Source organism: Tsukamurella sp. NPDC003166, from assembly GCF_040611135.1.
Classification (GTDB): Bacteria; Actinomycetota; Actinomycetes; order Mycobacteriales; family Mycobacteriaceae; genus Tsukamurella.
On record NZ_JBEXNL010000029.1, the window covers coordinates 29956 to 47465 of the forward strand.

Sequence of the window (17510 nt, forward strand, 5' to 3'; positions counted from 1 at the left end):
GAAGCCTCCGCCCGGTGTCCGGGCGGAGGCTTCTGACGTGGTACGACGGTGCCGATCAGGCCTTCGTCGAGGCGATCCGGGCGACGATCGCCTCGGCGAACTTCACCGCACCGTTCTCGACGCGCTCGAGATGCAGATCGGGCTGGACGACCTGGACCTCGAGGATCAGCGGGTCACCCTCCGGGGTACGGACGAGGTCGACCCGCACGTACAGCGGCGGGTTGGCGGGGTCGATGGGCTTGAGCGCGGCGTCGGCGACCTCGCGCTCGGCCGCCGTCGGCTCGACATCGGAGAGCACTTCGACGGGACGCCCCTCCGCGGGCTCCGCGTTCACCTCGGCGGCCAGATCACGACCGAAGGCGTGGCTGTACTCGCCGCCGATGTAGACGAGCGAGACGCTGCCGACCTCGCCGACGTACGGGAAGACCATGACCGACGTCCCCGCCGCCTTGATCTCCTCCAGCTTCGCGCGGCTCGCCGCGGAATCCTCCGGGCCGAACCGGAAGGCCTCGGCGAGTCCTCCGCTGATCGTGGGCCGGACCACGTGATCGACGCCGAGGTAGTCGTGGTCGAGCGTGGCGTCGTGCACGGTGATGAACTGCGCGGGGACCATCGGTAGGCCCTCGGACGCGTAGTCGGCGAGGTAGCGCTTGTCGGCGTACCAGCGGACGAGCGGCTCCGGATTGAGTACGAGCGACTGCGCGGCTGCGCGCCAGGCCCAACCGAGGAAGTCGTCGTAGCGCTGCGCGTAGTCCCACACGCCGGTGATCACGACGGCGTCGAACTGCTCCCAGTCGACACTCGAGTCGGTCCACACGGCGGCCTCGGCCTCGTGGCCGGCCGCGCGCAGGGCGGCGAGGACCTCCTGGCCGCGGTCGTCGAGGTCCGGCTGCGCCGCGGAGGTGGCAAGAGCGATTCGGTACGTCACGCCGGACAGTATGGCAGCCATCGGCGTTCCGCTGTCGCGACACCCGCGGGAACTGCGCCTCCCGCGCGGCCCGAGCGGATACGCTGTGCACTGTGAGGGGTGATTTGCAGGCGCACATCGAGACGGCTCGTCTCCACCTCGCGCCTGCCGCCGGCACCCCCGGGTCCGCCGTCTTCGACGGTCGGTTCCACATCGTCGACCGGCACACCCGCCGCACGCTCGGCCGGATCGCGCTGCGCGCGTCCCGGCACAGCAGCGCGCGCGGCCTCGAGTTGAGCTACTCGGTGGCGGAGGCGCACCGTCGACGGGGGTTCTGCGCCGAGGCGGCGCACGCCCTGGTGGACCACGCCTTCGGGCGCGGCCTCACCGGTCGCGTCTACGCCTCCACGGCGTGGTCGAACCTCGCGTCGCGGCGCGTCCTCGCCGGGCTGGGCATGTCCCAACTGGATATCGCGATGCTCGACTGGGAGTCGTTGCAGGGCGAGGTCGACCTGGACGACGAGGGCGACGCGGACCTCACGCCGTACGCACGGGTCGAGTACGAGATCCATCGTGCGGACTGGCTGGAGCGACGGGCCGGCCGGACTCGTCCGGATCGCGCCGCTCGCCCCGCTTGACGGCGATCACGCCGGCGACGATCGCCGCCGCACCCGCGATCTGCAGGGGCGTGAGCGCCTCCCCCAGCATCAGCCAGGCCACCACGCCGGACGCGATGACCTCGGAGAATCCGAGGAAGGACGCGAGCGTCGGGCCGACCAGGTTGATCGCGACGATGCCGGCGACATACGCCAGCCCCGTGGCGACCGCGCCGATGACGACGGCGGGCACCCACCACGGCGTCGTGCCGAGGCCGCCGAGAACCACGGGCTGGGTCGAGATCCGCACGGGCATGAGTCCGGCCAGCGAGGTCAGCGACAGCACGACCGCACCCACGAGCAGGCCGCCGGCCGCGAGGGCGAGTTGGTCCACCGAGGGCTTCGCGCCGTCCATGCCCTCGACCTCGAGGTCGTCGGCGCGGGTACCGTCCTCGGCCAGGAGGAAGTACGCCGCGAGACCCACCAACGACACGAACGCCCAGGCCAGACCGATCGGCGAGACGACCGCACCGCCCGATGCCGCACCCACGACCGCGACCAGCCCCGCGACCGCCAACGCCGCACCGAGGGCGGTGCGCACCGTCGGGCGCTTGCCGAACCGGACCCACAGGTACACCAGCACCAGCAGCGGCGCGGAGAACTCGATGAGCAGGGCGACCGTCACCGACATGTGCGCGATCGCGTTGAAGTACGCGAGCTGCACGCCGAGCACGGCGAGCAGCCCGTACGCGAGGACCGTGAAGGGCGCATGCCGCAGTGTGGCGAGCCGCGCGCGGCCGAAGATCACCATCGGCACCAGCGTGACGATCGCCGCGATCCAGATGCGTACGAGCACCACGCCGGCCGGGCTCCATCCGGCGGCGAGCAGCGGCTTGCCGAACGGGCCGGACATCGCGAAAGCGAAGCCCGACACCAGTGCAATAGCGATACCCCGACCCATGCGTCACCTCCGTGTTCGCGCCATCAGTAAGGAGTCAAGTGAAGTACGCTAGTGACAGTAGCGGCACCCGCCGTAAGGAGTCAAATGAAATTCGCACATGACACCGAGCCCTCGCTGATCATGGCGGCGGAGCTGGTGAACACCGACTACGGCGACGAGGAACGGCTCGGCACCGCCGCGGCGCTGAAGGAGTACCTGCGGCAGCACGAGTTCACCGGCTGGAGCTCCGCGGAGACGAAGGACCTGGGCCCCATCCACGAGCTGCGCGCGGAGCTCGCGCACGCCTGGGCGGCCGGCCACCCCGACGAGGTCGCCCGGCTGGTCAACGAGATGCTGGCCGCCACGCCGCAGCAACCGCGCCTCACCCGGCACGGCGCCTGGGACTGGCACCTGCACTTCACCCCCGACGACGCCCCGCTCCCCGTCCGGATGCGCGCCGAGTTCGCGATGGCCCTCGTCGACCTGGTCCGCAGCGGCAGCGTGGACCGCCTCAAGACCTGCGCGGCCGACGACTGTGACCGGGTTCTCGTCGACCTGTCGAAGAACCGTTCCCGGCGCTTCTGCACCGAAGGGAACTGCGGGAACCGGACCCACGTGGCCGCATACCGCGAGCGCCGCGCCACGGGTTCGGGCGTGCGTCGCGACGAGAGGTGAGCAGGGGACTACGGTAGGACTGCACATGCCGGGGATCCCGGCTACGACGCGATACCAGGAGCAACGAGAGTAATGAGCGACGGAACGCACCGCCACAGGGTGGTCGTCATCGGTTCGGGCTTCGGCGGCCTGTTCGGCACCCGGGCCCTCAAGCGCGCGGACGTCGACGTGACGATGATCGCGAAGACCACTCACCACCTGTTCCAGCCGCTGCTCTACCAGGTCGCGACGGGCATCCTCTCCGAGGGCGAGATCGCTCCCGCGACCCGGATGATCCTGCGCAAGCAGCGCAACGCCGAGGTACTGCTCGGCGAGGTCTCCGACATCGACCTCGAGAACCGCACCGTCACCAGCCACCTGCTCGAGCGTGAGACGATCACCCCGTTCGACAGCCTCATCGTGGCCGCCGGCGCGGACCAGTCCTACTTCGGCAACGACCAGTTCGCCGAGTTCGCGCCGGGAATGAAGACGATCGACGACGCGCTCGAACTGCGCGGCCGCATCCTCGGCGCCTTCGAGCAGGCCGAGCTGTCCAACGACCACGAGGAGCGCATGCGCCTGCTCACCTTCGTGGTGATCGGCGCCGGCCCCACCGGGGTCGAGCTGGCCGGGCAGATCGCGGAGATGTCGGACAACACGCTCAAGGGCGCGTTCCGCAACATCGACCCCACCGAGGCACGCGTGATCCTCCTGGACGCCGCCCCCGCCGTGCTCCCGCCGATGGGCGAGAAGCTGGGCACGATGGCCGCGAAGCGGCTGGAGAAGATGGGCGTCGAGATCCAGCTGGGCGCGATGGTCATCGACGTCGACGCCGACGGCCTCGTCGTCAAGGAGAAGGACGGCACCCAGCGGCGCATCGAGGCGCAGTGCAAGGTGTGGTCCGCCGGCGTCGCAGCGAGCAAGCTGGGCAAGGTCCTCGCGGACCAGTCCGGCGCCGAGACCGACCGCGCGGGCCGCGTCAAGGTCCTGCCGGACCTCACGATCCCCGGCAACCCGAACGTCTTCGTCGTCGGCGACATGATGCTGGTCGACGGTGTGCCGGGGATGGCGCAGGGCGCCATTCAGGGCGCGACCTACGCGGCCAAGGCGATCGAGGCCGGCCTCAAGGGCCAGACCCCGGCCGAGCGCAAGCCCTTCAAGTACTTCGACAAGGGCTCGATGGCCACCGTCTCGCGTGCGAGCGCCGTGGCGAAGGTCGGCAAGCTCGAGTTCGGTGGCTTCCTCGCCTGGCTCGGCTGGCTCGCGCTGCACCTCTGGTACATCGTCGGCTACCAGAACCGCGTCATCACGCTGACCTCGTGGGCCATCACCTTCCTGACCAACAAGCGCGGCCAGATGACGATCACCGAGCAGCAGGTCTACGCGCGCACGGCGCTCGACGCGCTGCAGACCGGTGCCAAGCCGGCGATCCCGCCGGTGCACACCAGCTCCCCCACCAAGGCGCTCCCGAAGTCCGCGCCCAAGGCGGACGTCCAGGCGCAGGCCCCGGGCGCACCGTCGGCCGAGGCGGAGAAGGCCGAGAAGGCCGGCTGACACCGGACCCGCACACGATGAACGAGCGCGCTCCCGATCGGGAGCGCGCTCGTCCCGTCTCCGGCAACCCCAGTAAGCTAGACGCCACGCTGCATTGCGGGCACAGGATTCGACATGATCGTGGTCGCCTCTCTGCCGAACGGCGCGCGTCTGACGGAGCCGTCCGCCGCAGTGGGCGACTACCTCACCCGGGATCACCACCGAAGCGGCCCCCGAGTCCATCACCACCGACTTCCGCTTCGGCCGGGCCACCTCCGACGAGCCCTACCAGCGCGTGGACGTCGAATACGTCGCGGACGGCCGGACCGCCCTCACCACGATGCTCACGGCGGTCGGCGCCCTGGCGGGCTTCGCGTTCCTGGTGGGCGGAGCGGCCGTGATCGATCGTCATGGGCGAAGCCCGGGGCTAGCGAGCCGCAACTCCAGCGCAAGCGCACGGTCCTACGGTGCTCGAAGAGATTCCGACTCCCAGGAGGCACCGTGCCCTACTCCACAGCTCCCGTTTCGCACGACGCGGCGGTCCGCAGCATGCGCAAGGCCGCCGGTGTGGGCAAGCCCGTGCAACTGGTCTCGATCCTCGCCGGGATCGTCGCCGTCGTGACGCTCCTGTTCGCGCTCGATGAGGGCGGCACGGGCGCGTGGTCGCTCGCGGTGATCGCCGCGGCGGTCTGCGTCGCCGCAGGTTTCGGCTCCCGCACCCTGCTGGCGCGGGCCCGCTACCACGTCACGGTCTCCTACGCGCCGCTGCGGCTGGCCGCGAAGCTCGTCGCGGGCACCGTCGTGTTCGCGGGTGCCGCGTACCTGCTGGACAAGGCCGGCCTCGGCGTCGCCGCCCGGCCGCTGTTCATCGCCGGGATGGTGGCGGTCATCGGTCAGCACGTGGCGTCCGCCACGCTGTTCCAGGCGTCCGCCGAGGACGTGCGGGTGCGCCGCTCGGTCGTCCCGTGGGGGAACGTCGACGCGTTCGTGGTCGCCGAGCGGGGCGACACCGTCGAGATCGGTGTCCGAACGCGTGCCGACGCGCCCACGGAAGCGATGCCGACCAAGGACGGGGAGGTCCTGGCCGACCTGCCCTACCGAGTCGTCCTGCCCGCATCGGCGTTCGACTGGTCCGCGCTGCACTGGGCCGCTAACCAGTCGGGCCGCTCGGACATCGCGCTGGTGCGACGGGATGCCGCGGGCAACACGGTGGCCGCGTGGTCCAACCGCTAGCTGTTACGCCTCGATGTTCTGGAGCCGGACCTGCCCGCGCGCGACCGCCTTGCCGTCCTCGGAGTCGATCTCGACGAGCCACAGCTGCTGCCGGCGGCCCCGGTGGATGGGGGTGCTGCGGATCGACAGCACGCCGCTGGAGAGGGCGCGGAGGAAGTCGGTGTTGTTGTTCACGCCGACGACGTGACCGCTGCCGCCGAGCCAGATCACGCCCGACACGCTGGCGACCGACTCCACGATCGCGCAGTACACGCCGCCGTGGGTGATGCCGAAGGGCTGGTGCAGCTCGGGGCGCAGCGTGAGCGTCGCCCGGACGCCGTCGGGCGTGAGCGCGGTGTACTCGAGGCCGAGGAGCGAGTCGAAGCCGGCTGTGCCCTGGGCCTGGATCCCGTCGATGACCTGCTGCTGTCCGGGGGTCGGTTGCGTCATGAACCCACCCTAGGGCGGCGCACCGCCGGGTCGATCTCCGGGCCGGATTCCGGGAAGACCCCGATGCGGAACGGGCCCGGCGGACGGCATCGTGGAGTCATGACCGAGAACACGCCCTTCACCCAGTCCCCCTACACCCCGGCACCGCAGAAGCGCTTCGCCCGCGACCTGCAGAACAACTGGATCGGCGGCGTGTGCGCCGGCATCGCCCGCTACTTCGGGATCGACGCCACCCTCGTACGCGTGCTGTTCGTGGTGTCCTGCCTGCTGCCGGGTCCGCAGTTCCTGCTCTACCTGCTGCTCTGGCTCGTGATGCCGAAGGACTGACCGCCCCGCGGAGCGATCGCCGCCGGAAACGAGAGCGGCGGGCCCGGGGCTCAGCCATCCCCGGACCCGCCTTGGCACAGACCGGGCGGATTACTGCAGCCCTCAGTTCGCGAACCGGTCCGATGTGGATCTCGTGTCGCTCTCGGCGACATGAATCACTCTAGGGCAGCCTCCCCTAACTTAGCAAGCCCTCATCGATGTGGTGTGGATTACGACAGCCTGTCGTAGCGGCGCGGACCATCCCGAGTAGAATCGGAGCAATGGCGGCATTGGGAGATCTCGAGCGCGCGGTCATGGACCATCTCTGGGCGTCCACCGAACCGCAGACCGTGCGACAGGTGCACGAATCACTCTCCGCTGACCGTGAACTCGCGTACACGACCGTGATGACGGTGCTGCAGCGGTTGGCGAAGAAGAAGTTGGTCACGCAGATCCGCACCGACCGGGCGCATCGCTACGCCGCGACCTTCGGCCGCGAGGAACTCGTCGCGGACCTCATGTTCGACGCACTCGCGCAGGCCGAGAGCTCCCGCGAGGCCGCTCTCGTCCATTTCGTCGAGCGCGTCGGCGCCGACGAGGCCGAGGCGCTGCGCCGCGCGCTCGCGAAGCTCGAGGCCGGGGTCGACCGCGCCGCCGAGCGTCCCACGCGGTCGTCCTGAGCCAGTAGGCTCAAGCCCATGGCGGCCCTGATCTTCGGAGTGCTGGCCCTGCTGCTCGCGGGACCGGTACCCACCTGGCTGTCCAGCGCCGCCTGGCCGATCCGCGCCCCCCGCGCCGCGCTCGTGCTGTGGCAGGCCATCGCGCTCGCCGCCGTGCTGTCGGCGTTCAGCGCCGGCCTGGTCATCGCGAGCCGCCTCCTCGTCCCCGGCGCCGACGGCCGGCCCACCACGAATCCGATCGACGAGATCCGCCAGCTCGGCGCCGTGCCGTGGACGGTGTCGGTGATCGCCTTCGTGTTCACCCTGATCATCGGCGCACGCCTGATCACCTCCACCGTCCGGCTGGCCGTCCGCACGCGATGGCGCCGGGCCCGGCACCGCACCGTCGTCGACATCCTGTCCCAGGCGGTCGACGGTGACCACCCCGTCTCCGCCGCCGACCTGCGGGTGCTCGGCGTCGACGAGCCGCTCGCCTACTGCCTGCCCGGGCTGCGGCATCGCGTGGTGCTCAGCGTCGGTACCCTCACCCAGCTCAGCCACGAGGAGTTGACCGCGGTGCTCGCGCACGAGCGCGCACACCTGCGTTCCCGGCACGACCTGGTGCTCGAGGCGTTCACCGCGGTGCACCACGCGTTCCCGCGCCTCGTCCGCTCCTCGGCGGCGCTCGACTCCGTCAAGCTGCTGGTCGAGCTCCTCGCCGACGACGAGGCCGTCGCGGCCGCGGGTCCGCTCCCCCTGGCCAATGCGCTGGTCACCTGCGCGCGGAGCCGCGCCCCGCGGGGCGCTCTCGCGGTCGGCTCGACGGGCACCGTCGTGCGGGTCGAGCGGTTGTCGATGCCCCCGGCGAGCACGATGTTCAGCGGCGCGGTCTACCTGCTCGCGGGCCTGATCCTGGTGGTGCCCACGGTGGCCGTGGCCGTCCCGTGGCTCACCGAGTTCTACCGTCTGGTCATGCACTGATCCCGACCGTGAGCTGCGCCACGACGTCATCGAGTAGGATGACGACACGTGCAGTTCCTTCCTGATAGCCGCCCGCAGTACGACCTGACCTACGACGACGTCTTCCTCGTCCCGAACCGGTCGGACGTGACCTCCCGGTTCGACGTGGACCTCGCGTCGGTCGACGGCACGGGCACCACCATCCCCCTCGTCGTCGCCAACATGACGGCGGTCGCCGGCCGCCGCATGGCGGAGACGGTGGCCCGCCGGGGCGGCATCGTCGTGCTCCCCCAGGACCTCCCGCTGCAGGCGGCGGCCGACACGATCTCCTACGTCAAGAGCCGCGACCTCGTCGCCGACACCCCGCTCACCCTCACCGCCGAGGACTCGGTGAGCGACGCCGTCGCACTGCTCCCCAAACGCGCGCACGGCGCAGTCGTCGTCATCGACGGCGAGAACCGCCCGATCGGCCTCGTCACCACGGCCGCGTGCGAGGGCGTCGACCGATTCGCGCGCCTGCGCGACGTGATGTCCACGTCCTTCGTCTGCGCCGCCGCGGGTACCGCGCCCGAGGCGATCTTCGACCTGCTGGCCAAGGACCACTCCGATCTGGCGGTCCTCGTCGACGGTGACGACCGCCTGCACGGCGTCCTCACCCGCACCGGCACGGTCCGGGCGGGCATCTACAGCCCCGCGGTCGACGGGGCCGGCAAACTCCGCATCGCCGCCGCCGTCGGCATCAACGGCGACGTGGCCGCCAAGGCCCGCGCGCTCGCCGAGGCCGGCGCCGACGTACTGGTGGTCGACACCGCGCACGGACACCAGGCCAAGATGTTCGACGCGCTCGAGGCCGTCGCCGCGCTCGACCTCGGACTGCCGCTGGCCGCGGGCAATGTCGTCGCCGCGGCCGGCGCCCGCGACCTGGTGAACGCCGGCGCGACCATCGTCAAGGTCGGTGTGGGCCCCGGCGCCATGTGCACCACCCGCATGATGACCGGTGTCGGGCGGCCGCAGTTCAGCGCCGTCCTCGACTGCGCGGCCGCCGCCCGCGAGCTGGGCGCCCACGTGTGGGCCGACGGCGGCGTGCGGCACCCGCGCGATGTCGCGCTCGCACTGGCCGCCGGAGCGTCGAACGTCATGATCGGCTCGTGGTTCGCCGGTACCTACGAGTCCCCGGGCGACATGAAGTACGCGACCGACGGTTCCGCGTACAAGGAGAGCTTCGGTATGGCGTCCAAGCGCGCCGTCGCCGCGCGCACCGCGGGCGAGGGCGCCTTCGACCGCGCCCGCAAGTCACTGTTCGAGGAGGGCATCTCCAGCTCGCGCATCCGCGTCGACCCGGATGCCCCGAGCGTCGAGGACCTGCTGGACCGCATCACCTCGGGGGTGCGCAGCTCGTTCACCTACGCGGGCGCCCGGTCCGTCCCGGAGTTCCACGCGAAGGCCACCGTCGGCGTGCAGAGCGCGGCCGGTTTCGCCGAGGGCCGGCCCCTGCCCGGCGGTTGGTGAGAACTCGATGGATCGCCGGTAGGATGCAGTGGATCCCACCGACGATCCTCAGGGAAGGACCATGAAGCCCCGAAGACCCGGCAAACGCCGCCGACGACGAGCGCAGAAGGCACTGACCACGTCGAGGAGGCGCGCCGATGGCTAGCGCGCTCATCACGATCGGCGCCGTCGTGGGATTCCTCGCCCTGACGTTGGGCACGGCGCTGTTCGTCGCGGCCGAGTTCTCGCTCACGGCGCTTGAGAAGTCGACCGTCGACGCGGACGTCCGCGAGCGCGGCGACCGCCGTTCCAAACAGGTGCAGGGGGCCCACCGGACCCTGACCTTCCAGCTGTCGGGCGCCCAGCTCGGCATCACGATCACGACGCTGGTCACCGGTTATCTCGCGGAGCCGGTGCTCTCGAAGTTCCTGCGCCCTGCGCTCGGGTGGACCGGTGCCCCCGAGGCCGTGGTCGCCGCCCTGACCCTGGTCCTGGCGCTGGTCCTCGCGACCTCGCTGTCGATGGTGCTGGGCGAGCTGGCGCCGAAGAACCTCGCCATCGCCCGCCCGCTGCAGACCGCGCGCTGGAGCGCCGGCCCGCAGGCCGCCTTCTCCGCGGTGTTCCGCTGGGCGATCACCTTCCTCAACTCGTCGGCGAACGGGCTGGTCCGCCGCCTGGGCATCGAGCCCGCGGAGGAACTGAGCTCGGCTCGATCCGCGCAGGAACTCAGTGCGCTGGTGCGCAATTCGGCCGCGTCGGGCGCGATCGACGAGATGACCGCCGAGCTCGTGGGTCGGTCGCTCGAGTTCGGCGAGCTCACCGCGGAGGATCTCATGACGCCGCGCCAGCGGGTCGACTCGCTGGAGGCCGACGCCACCGTCGCCGACCTCATGGCGCTGTCGATCGAATCGGGCCGCTCCCGCTTCCCCGTGGTCCGGGGCGACCTGGACGACACCGTCGGGCTCGTGCACGTCAAGCAGGCGCTGACGGTGCCCGCGGACCGCCGTGGGGCGGTGCCCGTCGCCACGATCGCGACCACGCCGCCCGTCGTGCCCGCAACCCTCGACGGCGACGCGCTGATGGAGCAGCTGCGGGCGAACGGGCTGCAGATGGCCCTCGTCGTCGACGAGTACGGCGGCACCGCGGGTATCGTCACCGTCGAGGACCTCATCGAGGAGATCGTCGGCGACGTCCGCGACGAACACGACGCGAACGAGCCCGTCGACGTGCAGCGCACCGACAGCGGCTTCCTGTGCTCGGGTCTGCTGCGCATCGACGAGGTGGAGCGCGACACCGATTACCGCGCGCCCGAGGGCGACTACGACACGCTCGGCGGCCTGGTGATGTTCCTGCTCGGCCGGATCCCGGCCGTGGGCGATGTCGTCGAACTCCCGCAGCATTCCTCGCTGCTCGAGGACGACGGTGCCACCGCCGCGCCGGTGTGGACGGCGCGCGTCGCACGGATGGACGGCCGCCGCGTCGACCTGGTGGAGCTGAGCCATGATTGACGTTCTGTACATCTTCCTGACGGTGCTGCTGCTCGCCGCCAACGCCTTCTTCGTCGGATCCGAGTTCGCGCTGATCGCGGCCCGCAAGGACCGCCTCGAGACGCTGGTGGAGCAGGGCCGCGGCTCGGCACGCGCCGTGATCAAAGCCTCGGAGCAGCTCTCGCTCATGCTGGCGGCGTGCCAGCTGGGCATCACGATCTGCTCGATCCTGCTGGGTAAGGTCGGCGAGCCGGCCATCGCCCGGATGCTGGAGGTCCCGCTGGAATGGGCGCACGTGCCCCACGCGTTGTTGCACCCGATCTCGTTCGCGGTGTCGATGTCGCTGGTGGTGATCATGCACATCCTGCTCGGCGAGATGGTGCCCAAGAACATCGCGCTCGCGGGCCCCGAGGCCGCGGCCATGCTGTTGGTGCCGCCGCTGCTGTGGTTCGTCCGGATCGCCCGCCCGCTCATCGCCCTGTACAACTGGCTCGCGATGCTGGTGCTCCGGGCGCTGGGCGTGCAGCCCCGGGACGAGCTCGAGGGCACCGTGTCCGCCGGTGAGCTGCCCGAGCTCATCGCCGAATCGCACGACGAGGGCCTCATCGACGCCGAGGAGCGCGTCCGGCTCACCCGCGCGCTGCAGACCTCCCGCCGCACCGTCGCCGACGTCGCGATCCCGCTCACCGAGATCCGCGGGCTGCAGGCCGTCCAGGGCACGAGCGGCACGTGGGGACCCACGCTCGGCGACATCGAGTCGGCGGTCGCCGAGACCGGCTACTCCCGCTATCCGGTCCGCAGCCGCGACGGTGCGTTCACCGGGTACCTGCACGTCAAGGACGTACTGCCGGACATCATGGACGCCGCCGTCGGACCGGACACGGTGATCGGCGCGGGCCGCATCCGCCCGCTCCCCGTGGTCGACGGTGCGCTGTCGCTGGACCAGGCGACCGCGCACCTGCGTCGCCTCGGCGGGCACCTGGCCGCGGTCTCCGACGACCACGGCCGGACCATCGGCATCGTCGCCCTGGAGGACGTGGTCGAGGAGTTCGTCGGCACGGTCCGGGACGGAACGCACCGGGTGTGAGCAGCGCGGTTGTCCTGACCGACGCGCAGTGGCAACCGCTCGCGGCGGGCCACCGCGCCCGCCTCGAACCGTTCGTGGACGCGCATCGTCGCCGAGCCGCCCGCGGCGAGAAGCACCCCGTCTGGGACTTCCTGTTCACCTACTACGGGCACCGCCCCGCGCATCTGCTGCGCTGGCACCCGGGCCTCGGCACGGAGCTCGACGGGCCGCTCGCCGCTGAAGAATTCGGCGGAATCCGGGGCTACCAGGTATCAGGGACGCTCGTGACCCAGGATCCGGCCGTGCTCGCCAAGCGATCCGGCACGGCCGCCTACGTCGCGCGGCTGCTCGAGGCCACCGCGTCCCGCGCGCCGGTCTTCGGCTGTTTCGGGCTGCACGAGTGGGCGATGGTCTTCCGCGAGGCCGACCAGGCGCGGCACCCGGTGCCATTGCGGCTCGGACCCGACGGCACCGACGAGGTGGTCCGCGCGGGGAGCCTGCGGTGCACCCACTACGACGCGTTCCGGTTCTTCACCCCCGACGCGGTCCCCCGTAACGCCACGGAACTCACCCGCGAGACACAGGTCGCGAGCGAGCAGCCCGGCTGCCTGCACGCCGGCATGGACCTCTACAAGTGGGCCTTCAAGCTGACGCCCGGCGCACCGTCGGACCTCGTGGCGGACTCCTTCGACCTGGCCCGCGACGCCCGGGAACTGGACATGCGCGCCAGCCCGTACGACCTCGCGGACCACGGCTTCTCCCCCATCGCGATCGAGACGTCCGAGGGACGGCGCGAGTACGTGCGGCAGCAGGTCGCGCTCGCCGAGCGGGCCGGCCCGATCCGCGATCGGCTGCTCGGCGTGGTCCGCGCCTGGCCCGCCGCCGATATGTCCGCATCCTCGGCCTAGACTGCCTCCCAGCGACGGTCCGCGGGCGAGAGTGCGCGGCGCAAGAGGGAACCCGGTGTGAATCCGGGGCTGCCCCGCAACGGTGACGCCACCTCCGGGTGACGCGAGTCCGATACCTGCCCTCGCGACCGCCCGGAGTCGGGCGGTGCTCACCGACCCGAGGGGAGTCGCGGAGTGCGAGTGGTCTCGCCGCGCCGTGTCGTCGTGCTGCTCGCGACGCTGCTCATCGCGCTGATCTGCGCCATGTGGCTGGGCGTGCTGTTCGGCACGGTGCACATCCCCGTCGCCGACAGCACGCGATTCGTGGGTGCCTTCCTGACCGGCGGCCACATCGACGCCGCGGACGCGACCCGCTATCGCATCGTCGCCGACTCGCGGATCCCTCGGGTGCTCAGCGCCGCGATCGTCGGGGCCGGGCTCAGCGCGATCGGCGTCGCCGTGCAGGCGATGGTGCGCAACGCCCTCGCGGACCCGTACGTGCTCGGCATCTCCTCCGGGGCCTCCGTCGGCGCGACGACGGTGGCCCTGTTCGGCGTCCTCGGCACGCTCGGCCTGTACGCCCTGCCGACGGCCGCGTTCCTCGGCGCCCTCGCCGCGACGGCGCTGGTCTACCTCATCGCCTCCCGCGGCGGCGGACTCGCGCCGATGCGCCTGGTGCTCACCGGAACCGCGCTGGCCTACGGATTCTCGGCCGTGACCACCGTGCTGGTGTTCCTGGCGCCGCGCGGCGACGCCGCCCGGACCGTGATGTTCTGGCTGTTCGGCAGCATGTCCCCGTCGACCTGGCACACCACCGCACTCCTCGCGGCGTACGTGTGTCTCGGCCTCGTCGTGCTCGGCTGGTCCGCCCGCCGGCTCAACGCGCTGGCCCTCGGCGACGAGGTCACGATCTCGCTGGGCGTCTCGGCTGCGGCCTTCCGCACGGCGCTGTTCGTGCTCACCGCGGCGATGACCGGCGTGATCGTCTCCGTCTGCGGCGCCATCGGCTTCGTGGGACTCGTCGTGCCCCACGTGGCGAGGTTGCTGGTGGGTGCCGACCACCGGAGGGTCCTGCTCGTCGCTCCCGCGCTGGGCGCCGTCTTCCTCGTCCTCGCGGACATCGTCGCGCGGACCGTCGCGCCGCCGCAGGAGCTGCCGCTCGGCGCGATCACCGCGGCCGTCGGCGTGCCCCTGTTCATCGCGCTCATGCAGCGCCGCTCGGTCGGGGGTGCGTGAGATGCGGGTCGAGTACTCCGGCGTGAGCGTCGAGCTGGGCGGGGCCCGGGTCATCGAGGACGTCAGTCTGAGCGCCGAGACCGGGACCTTCGTCGGCGTCGTCGGGCCCAACGGCAGCGGCAAGTCGACGCTCCTGCGCTGCGTCTACCGCGTGCTCACGCCCGCGGCGGGAACAGTCACCGTCGACGGCGCGGACGTGACCGCGGTGAGCCTGGCCGAGAACGCACGGAACGTGGCCGCGGTGATGCAGCACGCGCCCTTCGACATCGGCTTCACGGCCCGGGAGATCGTCGAGACCGGCAGGCTGCCGCACCGCAGGCGTGGCGTCCCGTCCTCGGCGCACCGCCGCGCGGTCGACGGTGCGCTCGCCGCCGCGGGTGCCGCGGACCTCGCGGGCCGGGGCTTCGGGACGCTGTCCGGCGGCGAGGCACAGCGGGTGCTGATCGCACGCGCCTTCGCGCAGGAGCCGAAGGTCCTGGTGCTCGACGAACCGACCAACCATCTCGACGTGCGCCATCAGTTCGCGGTGCTCAGCGCGGCCCGCGACCTGGGGGTGACCGTGATCGCGGTGCTCCACGACCTGAACCTGGCCGCGCAGTACTGCGACCGCCTCTACGTGCTGTCCGAGGGCTCGCTGGCCTGCTCGGGCACCCCGTCGGAGATCCTCGTGCCCGCGACGATCCGGCGGTACTTCGACATGGGGGCGCACGTCGTGCCCCACCCCCGCCTGGGCGTCCCCCAGGTGATCTTCGACGACGAAGGATGAATCGATGAGAACACGCAGGATCGTGCCGACGGTGGTCGCGGCGTCCCTTGCCATCGCCGGGTGCGGCGCGAAGGTCGACGAGGCCGCGCCCGCCTCGGCGTCCGGCAAGCCGGTGACCGTCACCAACTGCGGCGCACCGCTGACGGTGCCGCACCCGCCGAGCCGCGTGGTGGTCAACGACACCGGCATCGCGGAGATCGTGTTCGCGCTGGGGCTGACCGACAGGATGGTCGGGTACACGACCTACGACGGGAAGCACGTGGACTACCGGACCTCGCCGTGGAAGGCCGACTTCGACCGCGCCCCCAACCTGGGCACCGGCTTCACCCGGGAGGTCATCCAGGCCGCGAAGCCCGACCTCGTGTTCGCGGGCTGGAGCTACGGATTCCAGGAGACCACCGGCGTGACCCCCGACTGGGTCCGTTCGATCGGCGCCGTGCCCTACCAGCTCACCGAGGCGTGCCGGCAGCCCGGGAGCACGGCACGCGGCATCATGGCCCCGCTCGACGCGCTCTTCGCGGATCTCACCGCTCTCGGCGAGATCTTCGGAGTCCAGGACCGTGCGGTGAGGCTCGTGGCGGACTACCGCGCCCGCATCGACGCGGAGCGGGCGCGGGCTCCGAAGGACGACGCCCGCCGGGCGCGCGTCTTCCTGTTCGACAGCGCCACTCCCGACCCGTTCACCTCGGGCCGGACCGGGACGCCGCAGGCGATCATCGACAACGCCGGCGGCACGAACGTCTTCGCCGACCTCGACAACTCCTGGACCAGCACCTCGTGGGAGGCGGCGGCGCAGCGCGACCCGCAGGTCATCGCCGTCGTCGACTACGGCCTCGGCCAGGAGAACACGCCGGAGGCGAAGATCGCGCAGCTGAAGTCCCAGCCGCTCATGGCGAACACCACCGCGGTGCGGGAGGGGAACTTCGTGGTCCTGCCGTACGCGGCCTGGGTCGAGGGGCCCCGGACACCGTCGAGTGTGGAGACGCTCGGGAAGTACTTGCGGTCCAAGGGGTTCTGAGGCGATCCGCCCCCGGATACGACGGGGCCCGGCGCACTCCCCCCGAAGTCCGCCGGGCCCCGTGCACCCGCTGTTCCGGCTAGGTGGCCGGCTTCTCGATCTTGACGTCCTTACCGAACTCGGTGAGGTTCAGGGTGATCGGGAGCTCCTTGAGCTTGACCTCCATGCGCGTCACGTTCGGCTTGGGCATCGGGTTCGCGGAGGCGTCGAAGACGATCCACAGCGTGATGGGCAGCGACGTGCCCGCGTTGCCCCGCGTGGCGATGTCGGTGATCTGCGGCAGCAGCGGGTCCAGGACCTGGGTCGCGACCGTGCCGGTGACCTTGACGGTCTTGAGGCCGTTGACGGTGTCCTTGCCCTCGACCTTCGGGTCCTGCATGGAGTCCAGGATCTTGGCGAGGCCCTTCTCCAGGTCGAGGATGATCGCGGGGTCGTAGACGCCCTTCTCGCCCGTCTTGCCCATGGGCTGGTACTTCGCGCCACCGAGGTTCGCGTAGAGCATGCCGTCGATGACGACGAACTTCGTCTGGACGTAGCTGTCCTTGACGCGCACGTTCGCATCGCCCTGGGCGGCGACCCGCTTGGTGTCCTTGAACGAGATGATGTCGCCGGTGACGCTCGTGACGGGCAATCCCTGGATGCCCTTGTCGACGGCGAGCGTCAGGTGCTCGGAGTAGGTCTCGCGCGTGGCGAGGGCCGCGTCCTTGACGATCTGGACGGTCGGCAGGCCGTTCGCGTCCACCGACGGGGCCGCGGACGGGGCGCCGGAGGCCCCGCTCTGTGCCGCCGCGGTGGTGGTGCCGCCGCCCGACGACGTGTCGTCGGTCTTCTTGTCCGCGCAACCGGTGAGTACCAGCGCACCGGCGGCGAGCAGCGCGATCGCCGTGCGCGATGCCGTGAACTTCATGGGTTCCCCCCTTGAAATCTGACCGGGCGACAGCGCGCCCGGCGTGAATGAAAAGCGGAAGTCCCGCCTCACGGAAGAAGTATGCATGAATTCGGGGGCTGATCGACGGATTCGCGCGCCCACTTCCCGGCGAACCGGACAGTGGATGGTAGCGGCAAGCCCGCCTTCAGCGATCCATTAGCGTACCTGGAGATGGTGTACGGGACCGGGAAACCGGTACTGGCTCAGGAGGCAACGACAAGTGTCCACCAATATCGATCCGCCGGCGGAGCGCGCCGACCGCACGGGCGACGATCCGGGCCCCCGTGACCTGCGCCGCGGCACCGACCCGGGGCGCGGCGGCGGCGCAGGTCCCGACGGCGCGTCGGGGCCCGATCAGCGCGACCCCGGCCGCCGCCCGGCGGGCCCGCGCGGCCGCGACTTCCAGCCCGGCGCGGG

19 protein-coding genes, 1 pseudogene and 1 riboswitch are annotated in these 17510 nt (G+C 71.1%); of the genes and pseudogenes, 15 read left to right on the top strand and 5 right to left on the bottom strand.

Annotated features, from left to right (window positions below; all coding sequences use genetic code 11):
• Positions 1 to 55: 55 nt before the first annotated feature.
• Positions 56 to 928, bottom strand: coding sequence for a hypothetical protein (locus ABZX10_RS22350; RefSeq protein WP_355545383.1), 873 nt, complete (start codon positions 926 to 928; stop codon positions 56 to 58).
• Positions 929 to 1020: 92 nt separating this feature from the next.
• Between ABZX10_RS22350 and ABZX10_RS22355 the strand changes: the two genes are divergently transcribed.
• The gene (locus tag ABZX10_RS22355; protein WP_355545386.1) at positions 1021 to 1545 is read left to right on the top strand and encodes a GNAT family N-acetyltransferase; all 525 of its coding nucleotides are present in this window, start codon (positions 1021 to 1023) and stop codon (positions 1543 to 1545) included.
• Here ABZX10_RS22355 and ABZX10_RS22360 read toward each other — a convergent pair.
• The gene (locus ABZX10_RS22360) at positions 1445 to 2464 is read right to left on the bottom strand and encodes a DMT family transporter (RefSeq protein WP_355545389.1); all 1020 of its coding nucleotides are present in this window, start codon (positions 2462 to 2464) and stop codon (positions 1445 to 1447) included. The genes ABZX10_RS22355 and ABZX10_RS22360 overlap by 101 nt on opposite strands.
• 84 nt (positions 2465 to 2548) lie before the next feature.
• Here ABZX10_RS22360 and ABZX10_RS22365 point away from each other — a divergent pair, with 84 nt between their 5' ends.
• Complete coding sequence (locus ABZX10_RS22365; RefSeq protein WP_355545392.1) at positions 2549 to 3118, top strand: CGNR zinc finger domain-containing protein; 570 nt, start codon at positions 2549 to 2551, stop codon at positions 3116 to 3118.
• 72 nt (positions 3119 to 3190) lie between these two features.
• Entirely contained in the window at positions 3191 to 4651 is a 1461-nt protein-coding gene (locus ABZX10_RS22370) for an NAD(P)/FAD-dependent oxidoreductase (RefSeq protein ID WP_355545395.1), read from the top strand.
• Positions 4652 to 4835: 184 nt separating this feature from the next.
• Here ABZX10_RS22370 and ABZX10_RS22375 read toward each other — a convergent pair whose 3' ends face one another.
• Positions 4836 to 5042: a hypothetical protein gene (locus ABZX10_RS22375; protein WP_355545398.1), complete on the bottom strand. Its 207-nt coding sequence runs from the start codon at positions 5040 to 5042 to the stop codon at positions 4836 to 4838.
• Positions 5043 to 5131: 89 nt separating this feature from the next.
• Here ABZX10_RS22375 and ABZX10_RS22380 point away from each other — a divergent pair, with 89 nt between their 5' ends.
• Positions 5132 to 5863, top strand: a complete 732-nt coding sequence (locus ABZX10_RS22380; protein WP_355545401.1) for a hypothetical protein — start codon at positions 5132 to 5134, stop codon at positions 5861 to 5863.
• Between the two features lie 3 nt (positions 5864 to 5866).
• On the opposite strand, the gene ABZX10_RS22385 is transcribed toward ABZX10_RS22380, so the two are convergent.
• The gene (locus ABZX10_RS22385) at positions 5867 to 6292 is read right to left on the bottom strand and encodes a PaaI family thioesterase (protein WP_082777778.1); all 426 of its coding nucleotides are present in this window, start codon (positions 6290 to 6292) and stop codon (positions 5867 to 5869) included.
• Positions 6293 to 6391: 99 nt separating this feature from the next.
• On the opposite strand from ABZX10_RS22385, the gene ABZX10_RS22390 reads away from it, so the two are divergent.
• The 10 genes from ABZX10_RS22390 to ABZX10_RS22435 all read left to right on the top strand — a co-directional run bounded on the left by ABZX10_RS22390 (position 6392) and on the right by ABZX10_RS22435 (position 16165).
• Positions 6392 to 6619, top strand: coding sequence for a PspC domain-containing protein (locus ABZX10_RS22390; protein ID WP_068569799.1), 228 nt, complete (start codon positions 6392 to 6394; stop codon positions 6617 to 6619).
• Positions 6620 to 6879: 260 nt separating this feature from the next.
• Positions 6880 to 7278 (top strand): BlaI/MecI/CopY family transcriptional regulator, encoded by a 399-nt coding sequence (locus ABZX10_RS22395; RefSeq protein ID WP_068569800.1) that lies wholly within the window; start codon positions 6880 to 6882, stop codon positions 7276 to 7278.
• An 18-nt stretch (positions 7279 to 7296) separates the two neighbouring features.
• Positions 7297 to 8238, top strand: coding sequence for a M48 family metalloprotease (locus ABZX10_RS22400; protein ID WP_355545407.1), 942 nt, complete (start codon positions 7297 to 7299; stop codon positions 8236 to 8238).
• 48 nt (positions 8239 to 8286) lie between these two features.
• The gene (locus ABZX10_RS22405) at positions 8287 to 9726 is read left to right on the top strand and encodes a GuaB1 family IMP dehydrogenase-related protein (protein WP_355545410.1); all 1440 of its coding nucleotides are present in this window, start codon (positions 8287 to 8289) and stop codon (positions 9724 to 9726) included.
• Positions 9727 to 9863: 137 nt separating this feature from the next.
• Complete coding sequence (locus ABZX10_RS22410; protein WP_355545413.1) at positions 9864 to 11213, top strand: hemolysin family protein; 1350 nt, start codon at positions 9864 to 9866, stop codon at positions 11211 to 11213.
• Entirely contained in the window at positions 11206 to 12279 is a 1074-nt protein-coding gene (locus ABZX10_RS22415; RefSeq protein WP_355545416.1) for a hemolysin family protein, read from the top strand. Before ABZX10_RS22410 ends, ABZX10_RS22415 begins: the two co-directional genes overlap by 8 nt.
• Positions 12276 to 13166, top strand: a complete 891-nt coding sequence (locus ABZX10_RS22420; protein WP_355545419.1) for a 3-methyladenine DNA glycosylase — start codon at positions 12276 to 12278, stop codon at positions 13164 to 13166. The genes ABZX10_RS22415 and ABZX10_RS22420 overlap by 4 nt, the downstream gene beginning before the upstream one ends.
• Positions 13165 to 13305, top strand: a riboswitch (cobalamin riboswitch). Its footprint overlaps the gene before it by 2 nt.
• Before the next feature lie 104 nt (positions 13306 to 13409).
• Positions 13410 to 14381 carry an iron ABC transporter permease gene (locus ABZX10_RS22425; protein WP_355545437.1) on the top strand — a complete coding sequence of 324 codons (972 nt, stop codon included), beginning with the start codon at positions 13410 to 13412 and terminating at the stop codon, positions 14379 to 14381.
• Between the two features lies 1 nt (position 14382).
• Positions 14383 to 15147 carry an ABC transporter ATP-binding protein gene (locus ABZX10_RS22430; protein WP_355545422.1) on the top strand — a complete coding sequence of 255 codons (765 nt, stop codon included), beginning with the start codon at positions 14383 to 14385 and terminating at the stop codon, positions 15145 to 15147.
• 4 nt (positions 15148 to 15151) lie between these two features.
• The gene (locus ABZX10_RS22435) at positions 15152 to 16165 is read left to right on the top strand and encodes an ABC transporter substrate-binding protein (RefSeq protein WP_355545425.1); all 1014 of its coding nucleotides are present in this window, start codon (positions 15152 to 15154) and stop codon (positions 16163 to 16165) included.
• Between the two features lie 79 nt (positions 16166 to 16244).
• Here the strand turns inward: ABZX10_RS22435 and ABZX10_RS22440 are convergent, their stop codons facing one another.
• Entirely contained in the window at positions 16245 to 17072 is an 828-nt protein-coding gene (locus ABZX10_RS22440) for an LppX_LprAFG lipoprotein (RefSeq protein WP_355545428.1), read from the bottom strand.
• Positions 17073 to 17313: 241 nt separating this feature from the next.
• On the opposite strand from ABZX10_RS22440, the pseudogene ABZX10_RS22445 reads away from it, so the two are divergent.
• Positions 17314 to 17510, top strand: a pseudogene (locus ABZX10_RS22445) (hypothetical protein); the annotation flags it as partial.

What these genes read in the sequence shown, in the direction of transcription:
- ABZX10_RS22360 (WP_355545389.1), bottom strand. Translation starts at nt 2,464, where the DNA reads ATGGGTCGGGGTATCGCTATTGCACTGGTGTCGGGCTTCGCTTTCGCG.
- ABZX10_RS22365 (WP_355545392.1), top strand. Translation starts at nt 2,549, where the DNA reads ATGAAATTCGCACATGACACCGAGCCCTCGCTGATCATGGCGGCGGAG.
- ABZX10_RS22370 (WP_355545395.1), top strand. Translation starts at nt 3,191, where the DNA reads ATGAGCGACGGAACGCACCGCCACAGGGTGGTCGTCATCGGTTCGGGC.
- ABZX10_RS22375 (WP_355545398.1), bottom strand. Translation starts at nt 5,042, where the DNA reads ATGACGATCGATCACGGCCGCTCCGCCCACCAGGAACGCGAAGCCCGC.
- ABZX10_RS22385 (WP_082777778.1), bottom strand. Translation starts at nt 6,292, where the DNA reads ATGACGCAACCGACCCCCGGACAGCAGCAGGTCATCGACGGGATCCAG.
- ABZX10_RS22390 (WP_068569799.1), top strand. Translation starts at nt 6,392, where the DNA reads ATGACCGAGAACACGCCCTTCACCCAGTCCCCCTACACCCCGGCACCG.
- ABZX10_RS22395 (WP_068569800.1), top strand. Translation starts at nt 6,880, where the DNA reads ATGGCGGCATTGGGAGATCTCGAGCGCGCGGTCATGGACCATCTCTGG.
- ABZX10_RS22400 (WP_355545407.1), top strand. Translation starts at nt 7,297, where the DNA reads ATGGCGGCCCTGATCTTCGGAGTGCTGGCCCTGCTGCTCGCGGGACCG.
- ABZX10_RS22410 (WP_355545413.1), top strand. Translation starts at nt 9,864, where the DNA reads ATGGCTAGCGCGCTCATCACGATCGGCGCCGTCGTGGGATTCCTCGCC.
- ABZX10_RS22415 (WP_355545416.1), top strand. Translation starts at nt 11,206, where the DNA reads ATGATTGACGTTCTGTACATCTTCCTGACGGTGCTGCTGCTCGCCGCC.
- ABZX10_RS22425 (WP_355545437.1), top strand. Translation starts at nt 13,410, where the DNA reads ATGTGGCTGGGCGTGCTGTTCGGCACGGTGCACATCCCCGTCGCCGAC.
- ABZX10_RS22430 (WP_355545422.1), top strand. Translation starts at nt 14,383, where the DNA reads ATGCGGGTCGAGTACTCCGGCGTGAGCGTCGAGCTGGGCGGGGCCCGG.
- ABZX10_RS22435 (WP_355545425.1), top strand. Translation starts at nt 15,152, where the DNA reads ATGAGAACACGCAGGATCGTGCCGACGGTGGTCGCGGCGTCCCTTGCC.
- ABZX10_RS22440 (WP_355545428.1), bottom strand. Translation starts at nt 17,072, where the DNA reads ATGAAGTTCACGGCATCGCGCACGGCGATCGCGCTGCTCGCCGCCGGT.